The following is a 15095-nucleotide window of genomic DNA, read 5'->3' as shown; positions in this document are numbered from 1 at the left end:
GAACAATTAGAGAATATCACACAGCATCCAAACAGCGAAGCTGGTCAATACTTGAATACATTTTTAATAATACGAGGAGACGACTTTATGAAACAATCGAAAATGTTCATTCCAACCTTAAAAGAAACTCCAAACGATGCAGAATCTAAAAGCCACCAGATGATGTTGCGGGCGGGTTATATTCGGCAGGTTTCGGCTGGTATTTACAGTTATTTACCTTTGGCTTATAAGGTCATTCAAAAAATCAACCGGATTATTGAAGAAGAAATGGACAAAATCGATGCCGTTGAAATGCTAATGCCAGAAGTGATTCCGGCAGAATTATGGCGCGAATCTGGCCGATATGATACTTATGGCCCTGAATTATTTAAATTTAAGGACCGGCATGATCGTGATTTTATTTTGGGACCAACGCACGAGGAGACTTTTACCGACCTTGTTCGGGATAATTTAAATTCTTATAAAAAATTGCCTCAAGTTTTATACCAAATTCAACCAAAATATCGTGATGAAAAGCGCCCACGTTCCGGCCTTTTACGGGGCCGTGAGTTTATTATGAAGGACGCTTACTCATTTACGGCTAATTTGGCCGATTTAGATGTCGTTTTTCGCAATATGGCGAAGGCCTACAAGACTATTTTTGAACGCTGTGGTTTAAAATTCCGTTCGATCATTGGTGATGCAGGTGCGATGGGTGGTAAGGATTCTTTAGAGTTTTCGGCAATGGCTGATATTGGGGAAGACACGATCGTTTATTCTGATGCAAGTGAGTACGCCGCTAATTTGGATATGGCCACAAGTTTAAATTTGGGTAAAAAGTCCCATGAGGATTTACAGGCTTTAGAAAAAATTGCAACACCTGGTGCTAAAACAATTGATGAAGTAGCTGAACTTCTGAAGTTAGACACTAAACAGGCGGTAAAGAGTATGCTATTTATGGCCGATGGTGGGCCGGTTATGGTTTTGGTTCAAGGTAATTACGAAATTAATCCCATTAAATTAAAAAACTATCTTGGCGCTGCTTCCTTGGAATTAGCGAGTGATGCCGATGCAGTCCGAGTTTTGGGTTCCAACTTTGGCTCTTTGGGTCCAGTTGGGTTGCCACCAGAAGTTCGTTTATTGGCTGACAATAGTGTTGAAAATCTTGTGAATGTTGTTGTTGGTGCCAATGAAGAGGGGCAACATTACCGTAATGCCAATTTAACTCGTGATTTTACACCAGAGGCATTTGCTGATTTACGTTTTGTTACTGAAGGTGAAATGTCTCCTGATGGTGCAGGCGTTTTAAAGTTTACCAAAGGAATTGAAATTGGGCATGTCTTTAAGCTGGGTACGCGTTATACTGAAGCCATGAACGCTAATTTTCTTGATGAGAATGGTCGAAGTAAACCAATTATCATGGGCTCCTACGGGATTGGCGTGAGTCGATTACTCACGGCGGTTGCAGAGCAGCGAGCTGATGATCGAGGTTTAGTTTGGCCACGGACGATTGCACCATTTGATATTCACGTTGTTCCAGTTAACGCAAAAAACGATGAACAAATGGCTTTGGCCAAGGAGGCCGAACAGTTGTTAGAGGCTGCCAATTACAGTGTTTTACTAGATGACCGAAAAGAACGGGCCGGGGTTAAGTTTGCTGATGCGGATTTAATTGGCTTGCCAGTAAGAATTACCATTGGTAAGAAGGCCAGCGAGGGCATCGTTGAAGTTAAAATTCGAGAAACTAGTGAAACAATCGAAGTCCAGAAGTCTGAATTGGTGGATACAATCAGTATTTTATTGAAACAAGTGGAAGACTAATTAAGAAAGTGTGACGCAAATTTTTTGGCCAGTGTGATTTTTTGCTAACAACTGCCAAATATTTTTTTGCGTCACTTTTTAGTAACTGTGCGTGCTTTACAAGAAAGGATGGCCATAGTGAGTTTAAGCGAAAGTGAGTTGTTCAGTAAATTACTTGAACAGATTAAGCTTGATTTACCAGATGAGCAAAGTCAGTATTTTGAACAGGCTAAAGTCAAAAAAGTAGTTGTCCATCAGCAATCCAAGGTTTGGCAATTTTATTTTGAATTTGCCGATATTTTACCATTTGGCCTATTTACTAAGTTAGGGCAACATTTACAACAGGCATTTGCGGATATTGCGCGAGTAAAATTCTCTATTAGTAGTCGCGAGGCTCAAGTCGACAATCAAAAGCTTGCCGATTACTGGCGTTATGCTGTAAAAACCAGTGGCATTACTTCGCCCTTCATTCAAGATTTATGTGAAAAAGGCCAACCATATTTGAATGACCGGCGGGTCCTGTTATTAGCCGATAACGAAATTATCAAAAACTTTTTAGTGACCCAAGCCTTAGAACCAATTGAGACGGCCTACCAAACAGTGGGATTTCCTAAACTGGCGATTCACCCGATGATTGATGAATCGGCATCGCAACAAAAAATTGATGAGTTTAAGGCGCAAAAGGCCAAACAGGATGCGGCCTTGGCCAAGCAGGCGGCTGTTAGTTTGCAAAAGGCTGCGGCCCAAAAAGAGAAAAAATCAGCAGAAGCAGTTTCTGGACCAATTTTAATGGGTCGGCAGATTAATACTAAAGAAGAAGTTCGCCGAATGATTGATTTGACTGAAGAAGAGAATTCAGTTGTGATTGAAGGTTACGTTTTTGACGTTGAAGTTCGTGTTTTACGATCGAAACGACAGTTGCTTATTTTTAAAATGACCGATTACACTTCTTCTTTTACTGTTAAAAAGTTTTCCCGGACTGATGAAGATGAACAATTATTTGCAGCCATGAAGCCTGGTATCTGGGTCAAAGTAAAGGGCAGTATTCAGGAAGATAACTTCATGCGTGATTTGGTTCTAAACGGGCGTGATATTCAACAAATTAAACACCAAGAGCGGTTGGATCAGGCTCCTGAGGGTGAGAAACGGGTTGAGTTACACTTGCACACTAACATGAGCCAAATGGATGCGACGAACAATATTAGTGAGTATGTTGCCCAGGCGGCCAAGTGGGGCCAAACAGCAGTGGCGGTTACGGATCATGACGCCGTTCAGGCTTTTCCCGAAGCACACACAGCAGGACTGAAAAATAACGTTAAGATTCTTTACGGTGTTGAGGCTAACCTTGTTGATGATGGGGTTCCGATTGCTTATAACCTAAGTCATGCGCCGCTAAAGGATACTGAATATGTGGTCTTTGATACAGAAACAACGGGTTTATCGGCAGTTTACGATTCAATTATTGAACTTGCCGCTGTTAAAATGAAAAACGGTGAAGTAATTGATGAATTTGAAGCGTTTATTGATCCAGGTCACCCATTATCGGAAACAACCATTAATTTGACAAGTATCACTGATGATATGGTTCGAGGAACTAATACTGAACAGGAAGCCTTCACAAAATTTCAGGCCTTTTATCAAGGCACCGTTTTAGTGGGCCATAACGTTACGTTTGATATTGGCTTTTTGAATGCAGGTTATGCGCGTCATGATATGGGCGAGGTGGAGGTTCCAATTGTCGATACGTTGGAACTTGCCCGTTTGCTCCATCCAGAATTTAAAAATCATAAATTAGATTCATTGGCAAAACGTTTTAAAGTTAACTTGGAGCACCATCACCGGGCCAATGCGGATGCCGAATCTACCGGGCACTTGTTATTTATTTTCTTAAAAGATGCAGAAAAACGTTACAACATGCAATATATTGATGATCTAAATTCGCATTTAGGTGAAAATGATGCCTATAAACAGGCTCGGCCGTTTCACGCCGTCTTAATGGCCAAAACGCAGGCCGGTTTAAAGAATTTGTTTAAGCTGGTCTCATTATCAATGATTAGTTACTTTTACCGAATTCCGCGCTTACCACGTAGTGTGGTAGAAAAGTACCGGGAGGGCATTATGATTGGCTCTGCCTGTTCTAGCGGTGAGGTTTTTACAACAATGATGCAAAAAGGCTATAACGAAGCGCGTAAAAAGGCCAAGTTCTACGACTATTTAGAGATTATGCCAAAGGCAGTCTACGCACCACTGTTGGAGCGGCAACTAATTAACAATAATGGTGACTTAGAAGAAATTATCCAAAATATTGTTAAAATTGGCGCGGAACTGGGTAAACCAGTTGTTGCAACCGGAGATGTACATTATCTGGATCCTGTAGATAAAATTTACCGTAAAATTTTAATTAATTCCCAAGGTGGTGCCAATCCACTGAACCGAATTAATTTACCCGATGTTCATTTTCGGACGACAGATGAGATGCTGAAATCATTTCATTTCTTAGGGGAAGCAACCGCCAAAGAAGTGGTCGTTACTAATCCACAAAAGATTGCGGCAGAAGTTGAAGTTATGTCGCCAGTTAAAGATAAATTGTACACACCTAAAATGCCTGGCGCCGAAGATGACATTAAGACCATGACCTACACAACGGCCCATGAACTATATGGTGAAAAGTTGCCTGAAATTGTTGAAGAGCGAATTTCTAAAGAACTGAAAAGTATTATTGGTAATGGTTTTGCGGTACATTATTTAATCGCTCAGAAATTAGTGCATAAAAGTAATAAGGATGGTTATTTGGTTGGTTCACGTGGATCAGTTGGTTCAAGTTTAGTAGCCTATCTGGCCGGAATTACGGAAATCAACGCTTTACCACCACATTATCGTTGTAATAAGTGCCATTACACTAAGTTTTTCACTAAGGGTGAATACGGTTCTGGTTATGATTTACCTGACCAAAAATGTCCTGACTGTGGGAGTGACTTAGAAAAAGACGGTCATGATATTCCTTTTGAAACTTTTCTAGGCTTTCACGGTGATAAAGTGCCGGATATCGATCTAAATTTCTCTGGTGACTATCAGCCAATTGCCCATAATTATATGAAGGTTCTTTTTGGTGAAAATAACGTTTACCGTGCTGGTACGATTGGCACGGTGGCAGACAAGACTGGTTATGGCTACGTTAAGGCCTACGAGCGTGATACTGGGCAAACGTATCGTGGCGCAGAAATTGATCGCTTAGCGAAGGGTACAACGGGAGTTAAACGAACAACAGGGCAACATCCGGCTGGTATTTTGATTGTGCCGGATTACATGGATATTTACGACTTTACACCCATTCAATATCCGGCCGATGATCAGAGCGCGCCTTGGAAAACGAGTCACTTTGATTTCCATTCGATTCACGATAATATTTTGAAGATGGATATTTTAGGGCATGATGATCCGACAATGATTCGTAAGTTACAGGATCTGTCGGGAATTGAGCCGAAATCAATTCCACCAGTTGACCCCAAGGTAATGTCCTTGTTTTCAGGTACCGACGCCTTAGATGTTACGCCGGAGCAAATTGGTTCAAAAACTGGGACGCTAGGAATTCCGGAATTTGGAACTCGCTTTGTTCGTGGCATGTTAGAAGAAACTCACCCAACAACCTTCTCTGAATTACTCCAAATCTCTGGCTTATCACACGGGACGGATGTTTGGTTGGGTAACGCTGAAGAACTAATTCAAAAGAACGTTGTCACTTTAAAGGATGTTATTGGTTGTCGGGATAATATTATGCTTGATTTGATTCATTACGGAATGGATGCTTCGATGGCCTTCCAAATAATGGAGCACGTTCGTAAAGGCCGCGGGATTCCCGATGAGTGGCAAAAGGCCATGCGCGAAAATGAAAATGTGCCCAATTGGTACATTGATTCCTGTTTGAAGATTAAATACATGTTTCCTAAGGCGCACGCGGCTGCTTATATTTTAATGGCATTACGAGTTGCCTACTTTAAAGTTTATTATCCAATTCTTTATTACGCGGCCTACTTTACAGTTCGGGCCGAGGATTTTGATTTGGTTGCCATGGCCCACGGAAAAGATGCAGTTAAAGCGGCCATGAAAGAAATCACGGATAAGGGCATGGATGCTTCAGCAAAAGAAAAGAATCTCTTAACTGTTTTAGAGTTGGCTAACGAAATGCTTGAGCGTGGTTTTAAATTTGAAATGGTTAGTGTTGAGCGCTCAGACGCGGCAGAATTTGTTATTGAAGATGATGGCAAAACACTTCTGGCACCATTTAGGGCAGTTCCAAGTCTAGGGATGAACGTTGCTAAACAAATTGTTTCTGCCCGGGAAGAAAAACCGTTTTTGTCTAAAGAAGACTTAAGTAAACGCGGCAAAGTGTCTAAGACGTTAATTGATTATTTGACTGAGAATCATGTTCTTGATGGGATGCCAGATGAAAACCAGTTATCCTTGTTTGATATGATGTAGTTAAGGTAAGGAAAGTTGCGCTAGCACAGGTTCTATGGTATTATATAAACAGTATTTTGATACCTTAGTTGGAGTGAGCAGCGATGCTCGCTCTTTTTATTGGTTAAATTCTAGACACACTTTAATCATGTAAAAAGTAACCGAATTTTTAAAGGAGGCGTCAGTGTGAGTAGCGTCATAGAAACAGTTCAGGATGTTGTAACGCCGATTGTGAGTGATCTTCATGTTGAATTGGTTGACATTGAATTTGTGAAGGAAGGAAAAAGCTGGTATTTACGCGTCTATATTGATAAACCAGGTGGCATTGATATCGAAGAGTGCGCGCTTGTAAGCGAAAAGGTTAGCGAACAGCTTGATGCCATGGATCCTGATCCCATTCCACAGGCTTATTTTCTTGAAGTTTCATCGCCTGGCGCAGAACGTCCTTTGAAAAAAGAGGCCGATTATCAAAGAGCAATTGGGGACTACATTCATATTTCCTTATACCAACCGGTTGCTGGTGCTAAAATTTATGAAGGTACCTTGAAATCAGTTTCAGCGGATGAGTTAACATTGGACATAAAAATTAAAACACGACATAAAGAAATGACTTTTGATCGTAAAAAAATTGCGCAAGCCAGATTGGCGATTGAATTTTAAGTTGAAGGGACCGAACAAAAATGAGCAAGGAAATGCTGAGTGCCCTAAATGCACTGGAAACGGAAAAAGGCGTCAAAAAAGAAGTTGTGATCGAGGCACTAGAAGCTGCCTTAGTATCAGCTTATAAACGTAACTACGGTCAAGCACAAAATGTAGAGGTTGAGTTTGATCAAGCTAAGGGTGATATTCACGTTTACGCTGTTAAAGAAGTTACTGATGAAGTGTTTGATTCTCGCCTCGAAGTAAGTCTCAAGGACGCCTTAGTCATTAATGATGCTTATGAGGTTGGCGATGACATTCGTTTCGAGGTAACTCCGAAAGACTTTGGTCGAATTGCGGCCCAAACGGCCAAGCAAGTTATCTTACAACGTGTTCGTGAAGCCGAACGTAATATCATTTATGACCAGTACATTAAGTACGAAAATGAGATTATGCAAGGTGTCGTTGAGCGCCGGGATAGTCGCTATATTTACGTTAGTTTAGGTAAAATTGAGGCCATTTTGGCCAAAAATGATCAAATGCCGAACGAACATTATGAGCCCCATGATCGGATTAAAGTTTACGTAACTAAGGTTGAAAATACACCAAAGGGACCGCAAGTATACGTTAGTCGGACACACCCTGACTTAGTTAAACGATTATTTGAACAAGAAGTTCCGGAGATTTATGATGGAACAGTAGAGATTGTTTCAATTTCTCGTGAGGCCGGCGATCGAACTAAGATGGCGGTTCGTAGTAATGATGAAAACGTTGATCCAGTTGGGACTTGTGTCGGTCCCCGGGGCCAGCGTGTTCAAGCAATTGTTAACGAACTTTCCGGTGAAAATATGGATATCATTGAATGGATGGATGATCCGGCGGCTTACATTGCCAATGCTCTAAATCCAGCCCAAGTGGTCGATGTGACTTTTGATCCAGAAAATGAAAAGGCCGTGACCGTTATTGTACCTGATTATCAATTATCATTGGCCATTGGAAAACGTGGTCAAAATGCGCGACTTGCTGCTAAGTTGACGGGTTACAAGATTGATATCAAATCTGAAACTGAGGCTGATGAACCAGAAGAAGCAGAAGAAGAAAAACGGCCAGAAACGTCAGCAACAGAAGTAAATGATACGCCAGTTGACGACGGTGACACCGACCAAACTAATCAGGAAGACTAATGGGGGTGACACACATGAAACAACGAAAAATTCCCATGCGCAAAGATGTTGTCAGCAACGAAATGAAACCTAAAAAAGAAATGGTTCGGATCGTTCGTGATAAAGAAGGTGCTGTCACTATTGATTCAACTGGTAAAAAATCCGGCCGCGGCGCGTACATTTCGCTTGAACCGGTAGCAGTTGAAGAAGCAGGCAGCAAGCATATTTTAGATAAGGCCTTAAATGTTGCGGTAACTGATGATTTTTATGCAGAATTATTAGCCTACGTTAAGCATCAAAAGGCACGCCAAGAACTTTTTGGCACTAAAGATGCTAAGTAATCAAAAAGCGTTGAATTTGCTGGGACTTAGTTTGCGAGCCGGGCAATTGGTGATGGGTGAGGGCCTCGTGATCAAGGCAATTCAACAGGAAAAGGCCAAATTGGTTTTGGTTGCAACTGACGCAAGTCAAGCAACTCAAGCTAAATTTGCTGCAAAGGGTGACACTTACAGTGTGCCCGTTTTAAACGCCTTCACCAAAGAAGCAATGAGTCAAGCATTAGGCCGACCACGAACAATCATCGCAGTGGTTGATCAAGGCTTTGCTAAGCGACTGATTGCGCTACTGAATACGCAAGGAGCGTGAAGATATGGCTAAAAAACGTATCTATGAACTAGCAAAAGAATTAAATGTCGAATCTAAAGTGATCTTGGACCATGCAAAAAAGACCGGAATTTCGGTCAAAAATCATATGTCCACTGTTGACGATAGTCAAGAAAAGACTTTACGGGCAACTTTTGGACCGAAAAAGGAGGAGAAAAAGCCAAACACACAAACTAAAAGTGTAGTAACTAAAAAGCCAGTTCAACCGGCTAATCACGAACACCATTCGGCCAGCAAGCCGGTAGTTCGCAACACACAAAGTACGCAAAATCATCAAAGTAATCAAGGTCATACGAGTAGTCAAGCGCACCATTCAACTACTCAGTCGCAGAATAATAATGATCATCGTCAGGGCCAACGGTTTAATAATAACCGTGGTAACCAGCAGAATAATAATCATGGTCAATCAAATAATAATCACCAACATAATAATAACCATGCACGAATTAACGCCAACCAAAACGTTAACACACAGGCTAAATCACCTAACCGTGCACCAATAAATGCTGCGAATCCACAAAACGTGACCAGTGGCCACACAACTCGGATTAATAACAGTAATCGCACCGGAGTTACTGGTGGTAATGGTAATAGTCGCAATAATAATCGTTTTGGCGGAACGCAGAACCGTTTCGGGGGTAACAATAATCGGGGTGGCAATCGTTTTGGCGGTAATAATCGTGGTCGCTTTAATAAAAAGAAGGGCCGGCGCTTTAATCGTTCAAGCAAGCCCCAGGCACCAGCTACTCAGCGTAAGGATCGTGCGTTGCCAGAAGTATTGCAATATACTGAAGGTATGAACGTTCAGGACATTGCTAAATTAATTCATCGCGAACCGGCCGAAATCATTAAGAAGTTATTTATGATGGGAACAATGGTTAACCAAAATCAATCTTTGGACAAGGACACGATCGAAATTCTTGCCGCTGATTATGGGATTAAGGCCGAAGAAAAAGTTACCGTTGATATTTCTGATTTAGATAAATTCTTTGAAGATGGTCAAACGAATACTGAACACCTTGAAAATCGGCCACCAGTTGTTACCATCATGGGTCACGTTGATCATGGTAAAACAACATTACTTGATAAACTTCGTCACACTAATGTCACTGAGGGCGAAGCAGGCGGAATTACGCAGGCAATTGGTGCCTACCAAGTAAAATCAAATAATCGTTTAATTACTTTCTTGGATACACCAGGACACGCTGCCTTTACGGATATGCGTGCTCGAGGTGCAGATATCACCGATATTATTGTGCTGGTTGTTGCCGCCGATGATGGGGTAATGCCACAGACGATTGAGGCCATTAATCATGCTAAGGCCGCCCACGCACCGATTATCGTTGCGGTTAACAAGATTGATAAACCTAACGCTAATCCTGATAATGTGATGAAGCAATTAACCGAATACGGTTTAATTCCTGAAGACTGGGGTGGCGATACCATTTTTGTACCTATTTCCGCAAAATTTGGTAAAAACCTTGACCAATTACTCGAAATGATTTTGCTTGAAGCCGATATGCTTGAATTAAAGGCTAATCCAGAACAAAAAGCAGCCGGAACTGTAATTGAGGCTCGTTTAGATAAGGGTAAAGGTGCGGTTGCTTCGTTACTTGTTCAACAAGGAACTTTGCACATTGGTGATCCAATTGTGGTTGGGAATACCTTTGGGCGTGTTCGGATCATGACCAGTGATCAAGGCCGCCGAGTTAAGGAAGCAACACCTTCAACCCCTGTTGAAATTACTGGTTTAAGTGACGTTCCAGAATCTGCCGATAAGTTTGTTGTTTTTGCAGATGAGAAAACAGCGCGTGCTGCTGGTGAGGAACGGGCTAAACGTGCTGTATTAGAACAACGTAATCATACTAAACACGTTACCTTGGATAATTTGTTTGAAACCATGCAAGAGGGTCAACTTAAAGAGGTTGACGTCATTATTAAGGCGGACGTACAAGGTTCAGTTGAGGCTTTAGCCAACAGTTTGCAAAAGATTGAGGTTGAAGGCGTTCGGGTTAATATTATCCACGAGGCCGTTGGTGCAATCAATGAAAGTGATGTTACTCTGGCCGCAGCAAGTAATGCGGTTATTATTGGCTTTAACGTTCGACCAACTGCACGAGCAAAGGAACAGGCAGATTCAGAAGACGTTGATGTTCGTTTGCATAACGTTATCTATCAAGCAATTGATGAAGTTGAAACTGCAATGAAAGGCTTACTCGAACCAACCTATAAAGAAAAGGTTATTGGGCAGCTTGAAGTTCGTGAAATCTACAAGGTTTCTAAAGTTGGGACTATCGCTGGTTTTTACGTCACAAGTGGCTTAGTTCAACGAGATTCAGGTGTTCGCTTAATTCGTGATGGTATTGTCGTTTATGATGGTAAAATTGCTAGTTTGAAGCATTTGAAGGACGACGTAAAAGAAGTTCGTCAGGGCTTTGAAGGTGGTTTGATGATTGAAAATTACAATGATGTCAAGATTGGTGACACAATTGAAGTTTATATCATGGAAGAAGTTCCGGTTAAGTAGTAGACCTTGGAGGTGAACTAATGGCACATTATCGGATTGGTCGTGTTTCACAGGAAATCCAAAAGGAAACAACGGATATTTTGATGAAACGAGTACGTGATCCACGTGTACAAGGCGTCACAATTACTGGTGTTAATGTAACTGGTGATTTACAACAGGCCACTATTTATTACAGTATTCTTTCTGATACTGCACATGATGGTGAAAAGGCACAACAGGGCTTAGAAAAGGCAAGCGGTCTAATTCGTAAGGAATTAGGGCAGCGAATTCGCTTATATAAGATTCCTGAACTAACCTTTGAACGTGATGAATCAGTTCAATACGGCAATCGAATTGATCAATTAATTGATCAATTACACCGATAAGAACGTGGATAACCTATGAGAGAGTGGGAGAAAGACGCTTACGATTGAATTTTGTGGTTTCGTACAAGCGTTTTTCCACACTCTTTTTTGTTTGCCAAAATGATAGCGGCTTCTTTTGTGACTTGGCCGCTTTTTTGCTATAATAAATACGTCTAATTAAAAGTAAGTGTAAGTTAAATAAAATTAAGCGGGGGATGTCAAATGGATGGTATTTTACCATTATATAAGCCTAGAGGAATGACAAGTCGGCAATGTGATTCAAAAGTTCGTCATATTTTAAAAACGCGTAAAGTGGGTCATGGGGGCACATTGGATCCTAACGTTGATGGTGTGTTACCAATTTGTATTGGCAAAGCAACTAAGGTCGTTGATTATTTGGTTGGGAGTGGTAAAGTTTATCAAGGTGAGGTTACCTTGGGTTTTGCGACGACAACTGAGGATCTGGATGGTGAGGTTATTGCCACGAAGGCAGTTGCGGCAGCACCCAGTAATGAAGTAATTGATCAAACCTTGCACCAATTTACTGGTACTATCACTCAAACCCCACCAATGTATTCGGCAATTAAAGTTAATGGTCGGCGACTTTATGATTACGCACGGGCAGGAGAAACCGTTGAACGACCTAAACGGCAGGTCACCATCACGGATTTTAAACGTTTAAATGAACCGCAATATGATGAACAAGCTAAAACGGTCAAGTTTAAATTTGAGGTTAGTTGTTCAAAGGGGACCTATGTCCGAACCTTAGCCGTTGATGTTGGGGTTAAGCTGGGTTATCCAGCGGTAATGTCCGCTTTAACGAGAACATACAGCGGTGGTTTTGCACTCGCTGATACTATCAGTTTAGAAGCACTGACCGACTTAGTGGAAAAACAACAATCGTTAACGGCTTTACGACCGTTGGATTATGCTTTGCGTCACTATCCCGCCGTAGATTTAACAATCGAGCAGTGGCACCAAGTTCAAAACGGCGCCTTTTTACCTGCAGAAATTTTCAGTATGGTTGCCGACGAAGCGTCGGTTGCCGTTCGTTTTGAAGGATCAATTAAGGCGTTGTACCACCAGTCACAGTACCCAAATTTATATAAACCAGAAAAGATGTTTTCAGTTGAAAACTGATCTTTGAATTAAAGGAGTAATTGATATGGACGTCGTTCGAATTCACCACCCGTACTCAGTTAAACAAATTAAACCAGAACCGGTTGTCTTGACCTTAGGCTTTTTTGATGGCGTACACCGTGGGCATCAAGCGGTTATTGGGCGTGCCCGGGAGGAAGCAAGGAAACGTCATTTACGTTTGGCCGTAATGACGTTTAACCAACATCCATCACTAGTCTTTCATCAATTGGATCGTCGTTCGGCAACTTATCTAACCACGATTCCAGAAAAGATAGATCGGATGGCAGAGTTAGGGGTGGATCTTCTTTACATTGTTGATTTTACTTCGGCTTTTGCTAACTTAGCGCCGGAAAAATTTGTTAAACAGTACATTGTGGATTTACATGCCCAAGTAGCGGTAGCAGGGTTCGATTATACTTTTGGTCCACAACGTGCGGGAATGGCCGATTTACCACAATTTGCAAAGGGACGTTTTGACGTTATTCAGGTCGGTCAATTGAATCAAAATGCAGAAAAAGTCAGTTCAACAAGAATTCGGCAAGCAATTGATGTTGGTGATATCGATGAAGCGGCTAGTTTATTAGGTTATCCTTACCATTTACTTGGCACTGTGGTCCATGGTGAAGCACGCGGGCGGACGATTGGTTTTCCAACGGTTAATATTCGACCTGAACCTTATTCACGGGTGCCAGGAATTGGAATTTATGCAGTTCAAATTAAAATTTGTGACGTTTGGTATTTAGGAATGGCCTCGATTGGCCGTAATATTACTTTTGGTGATGATCGTGACGTTACAATTGAAATCTACATCCTTAATTTTGGCAAAATGGTTTACGGCGAACCAGTTGAAATTGTTTGGTACAGTCGTTTACGTGGTGAAGTTAAGTTTGATAGTGCTGCCGGTTTGATTGACCAGCTTAAACTTGATGAAGTGGCAACCCGCGATTACTTTACGCAATATAGGGGGGAGCTACTTTCATGACCGGGGCTTACTTACATATTCCCTTCTGTGAGCATATTTGTTACTATTGTGATTTTAATAAAGTCTTCTTAGAAGGACAGCCAGTTGATGAATATATTGATCGCTTGATTACGGAGATGCGGCTGGTAATGGCAGCACATCCTGAAGAAGAAATTAAAACAATTTACGTTGGTGGAGGAACGCCGACTACATTAACACCAAAACAGTTGGCCCATTTATTGGCGGGAATTCGTCGTTACTTACCTTTTGAAGAAGGAGAATTTACGTTTGAGGCCAATCCCAATGATTTACTCACAACTGATAAATTGCAGGTGTTGCGTGATTACGGGGTTAATCGCTTGAGCATTGGCGTTCAGTCTTTTAATGACGAAATTTTGAAAAAGATCGGCCGAATTCATACTAGCGCCAATGTTTATACAGCCATTAAAAATGCTCGTAAAGTTGGTTTTGATAACATCAGTATTGATTTAATCTTTCGTTTGCCAGGGCAGAGCATTGCTGATTTTACGGATAGTTTAGACCGGGCAATTGCTTTAGATTTGCCGCATTACGCAACGTATTCATTAATTCTCGAACGTAAAACTGTTTTTTATAATATGATGCGTCAAGGAAAGCTGTTCTTGCCAACGCAGGATATTGAGGCTGATATGTATGAACTGGCCATTGAAAAATTTGCTCAGGCAGGTCGTGCGCAGTATGAGATTAGTAATTTCGCGTTACCAGGTATGGAATCCCAGCATAATTTAATTTATTGGCGCAATGAAAAATATTTTGGTTTTGGTGCTGGTGCCCACGGTTATTTAGGAAAGGATCGTTACCAAAATTTTGGTCCGATTCAACAGTATTTACAGCCTTTACGGGCCAACAAATTACCCGTTTTTGAGCATCGTGTTTTATCTTTATCTGAACAAATTGAAGAGGAAATGTTCCTTGGTTTGCGTAAGAGGGAAGGTGTTTCCCAAACGCGTTTTGAAGAGAAATTTCATTTGCCGATTGCGGCTGTTTACGGCCAAACCGTTAATAACTTGATTAAGCGTGGTTTAATGAAGCAACAAGGCGATCGTTTAAGTTTAACGAAGCGAGGTGAATTCTTGGGTAACGATGTTTTCCAAGAATTCTTAATTGATGAGGCAATTTAAAATAAGACGACTTAAAAATAATCTAATGAACTAGATTATTTCGAGGTTGTTTTTATTTTGCCTTAAATTAAGACGTTACCAAGCAATAAAGTCAAATTTTGACGAAGTTTATACTTAGAGACATAAATTTAATTATTAGTGCGCACTGGAAGATTTATTTTGAATGATGGCTATTAAATAATTCGTAAGCAGTAAATAATCGACCGTTTAAAAAAGGCAAACCGGCTTCTCGAAATTGAGAAATCGGTTTGTCTTTTACAT

11 protein-coding genes are annotated in these 15095 nt (G+C 41.2%); all 11 read left to right on the top strand.

The annotated features are described in order from the left end of the window. The first annotated feature begins 87 nt into the window (after window positions 1-87). On the top strand, window positions 88-1800 hold the full coding sequence (locus tag EKM61_RS09705; RefSeq protein WP_068224644.1) for a proline--tRNA ligase: 1713 nt from the start codon (window positions 88-90) through the stop codon (window positions 1798-1800). Window positions 1801-1917: 117 nt separating this feature from the next. Further along, window positions 1918-6258 carry a PolC-type DNA polymerase III gene (locus tag EKM61_RS09700; RefSeq protein WP_068224641.1) on the top strand — a complete coding sequence of 1447 codons (4341 nt, stop codon included), beginning with the start codon at window positions 1918-1920 and terminating at the stop codon, window positions 6256-6258. A gap of 165 nt (window positions 6259-6423) precedes the next feature. Further along, on the top strand, window positions 6424-6897 hold the full coding sequence (gene rimP, locus EKM61_RS09695) for a ribosome maturation factor RimP (protein WP_068224638.1): 474 nt from the start codon (window positions 6424-6426) through the stop codon (window positions 6895-6897). A gap of 20 nt (window positions 6898-6917) precedes the next feature. Continuing rightward, window positions 6918-8060: a transcription termination factor NusA gene (gene nusA, locus EKM61_RS09690; protein WP_068224635.1), complete on the top strand. Its 1143-nt coding sequence runs from the start codon at window positions 6918-6920 to the stop codon at window positions 8058-8060. A gap of 14 nt (window positions 8061-8074) precedes the next feature. Next, on the top strand, window positions 8075-8380 hold the full coding sequence (gene rnpM, locus EKM61_RS09685; protein WP_068224632.1) for an RNase P modulator RnpM: 306 nt from the start codon (window positions 8075-8077) through the stop codon (window positions 8378-8380). Continuing rightward, entirely contained in the window at window positions 8370-8684 is a 315-nt protein-coding gene (locus EKM61_RS09680) for a L7Ae/L30e/S12e/Gadd45 family ribosomal protein (protein WP_068224629.1), read from the top strand. The genes rnpM and EKM61_RS09680 overlap by 11 nt, the downstream gene beginning before the upstream one ends. A 4-nt stretch (window positions 8685-8688) precedes the next feature. Continuing rightward, window positions 8689-11229, top strand: coding sequence for a translation initiation factor IF-2 (gene infB, locus EKM61_RS09675; protein ID WP_068224626.1), 2541 nt, complete (start codon window positions 8689-8691; stop codon window positions 11227-11229). Window positions 11230-11249: 20 nt separating this feature from the next. After that, window positions 11250-11594, top strand: coding sequence for a 30S ribosome-binding factor RbfA (gene rbfA, locus EKM61_RS09670; RefSeq protein WP_125636202.1), 345 nt, complete (start codon window positions 11250-11252; stop codon window positions 11592-11594). Between the two features lie 201 nt (window positions 11595-11795). Then, window positions 11796-12713, top strand: a complete 918-nt coding sequence (gene truB, locus EKM61_RS09665) for a tRNA pseudouridine(55) synthase TruB (protein WP_068224620.1) — start codon at window positions 11796-11798, stop codon at window positions 12711-12713. A gap of 25 nt (window positions 12714-12738) precedes the next feature. Continuing rightward, window positions 12739-13695 (top strand): riboflavin biosynthesis protein RibF, encoded by a 957-nt coding sequence (gene ribF / locus EKM61_RS09660; RefSeq protein WP_068224616.1) that lies wholly within the window; start codon window positions 12739-12741, stop codon window positions 13693-13695. Then, entirely contained in the window at window positions 13692-14834 is a 1143-nt protein-coding gene (hemW, locus tag EKM61_RS09655; protein ID WP_068224613.1) for a radical SAM family heme chaperone HemW, read from the top strand. The genes ribF and hemW overlap by 4 nt, the downstream gene beginning before the upstream one ends. Window positions 14835-15095: the final 261 nt, after the last annotated feature.

Source organism: Loigolactobacillus backii, assembly GCF_003946275.1.
In the GTDB taxonomy this organism is placed as follows: Bacteria; Bacillota; Bacilli; order Lactobacillales; family Lactobacillaceae; genus Loigolactobacillus; species Loigolactobacillus backii.
The sequence above is the reverse complement of the archived record's forward strand: the minus strand, read 5'-3'. Positions and strand labels throughout refer to the sequence as shown.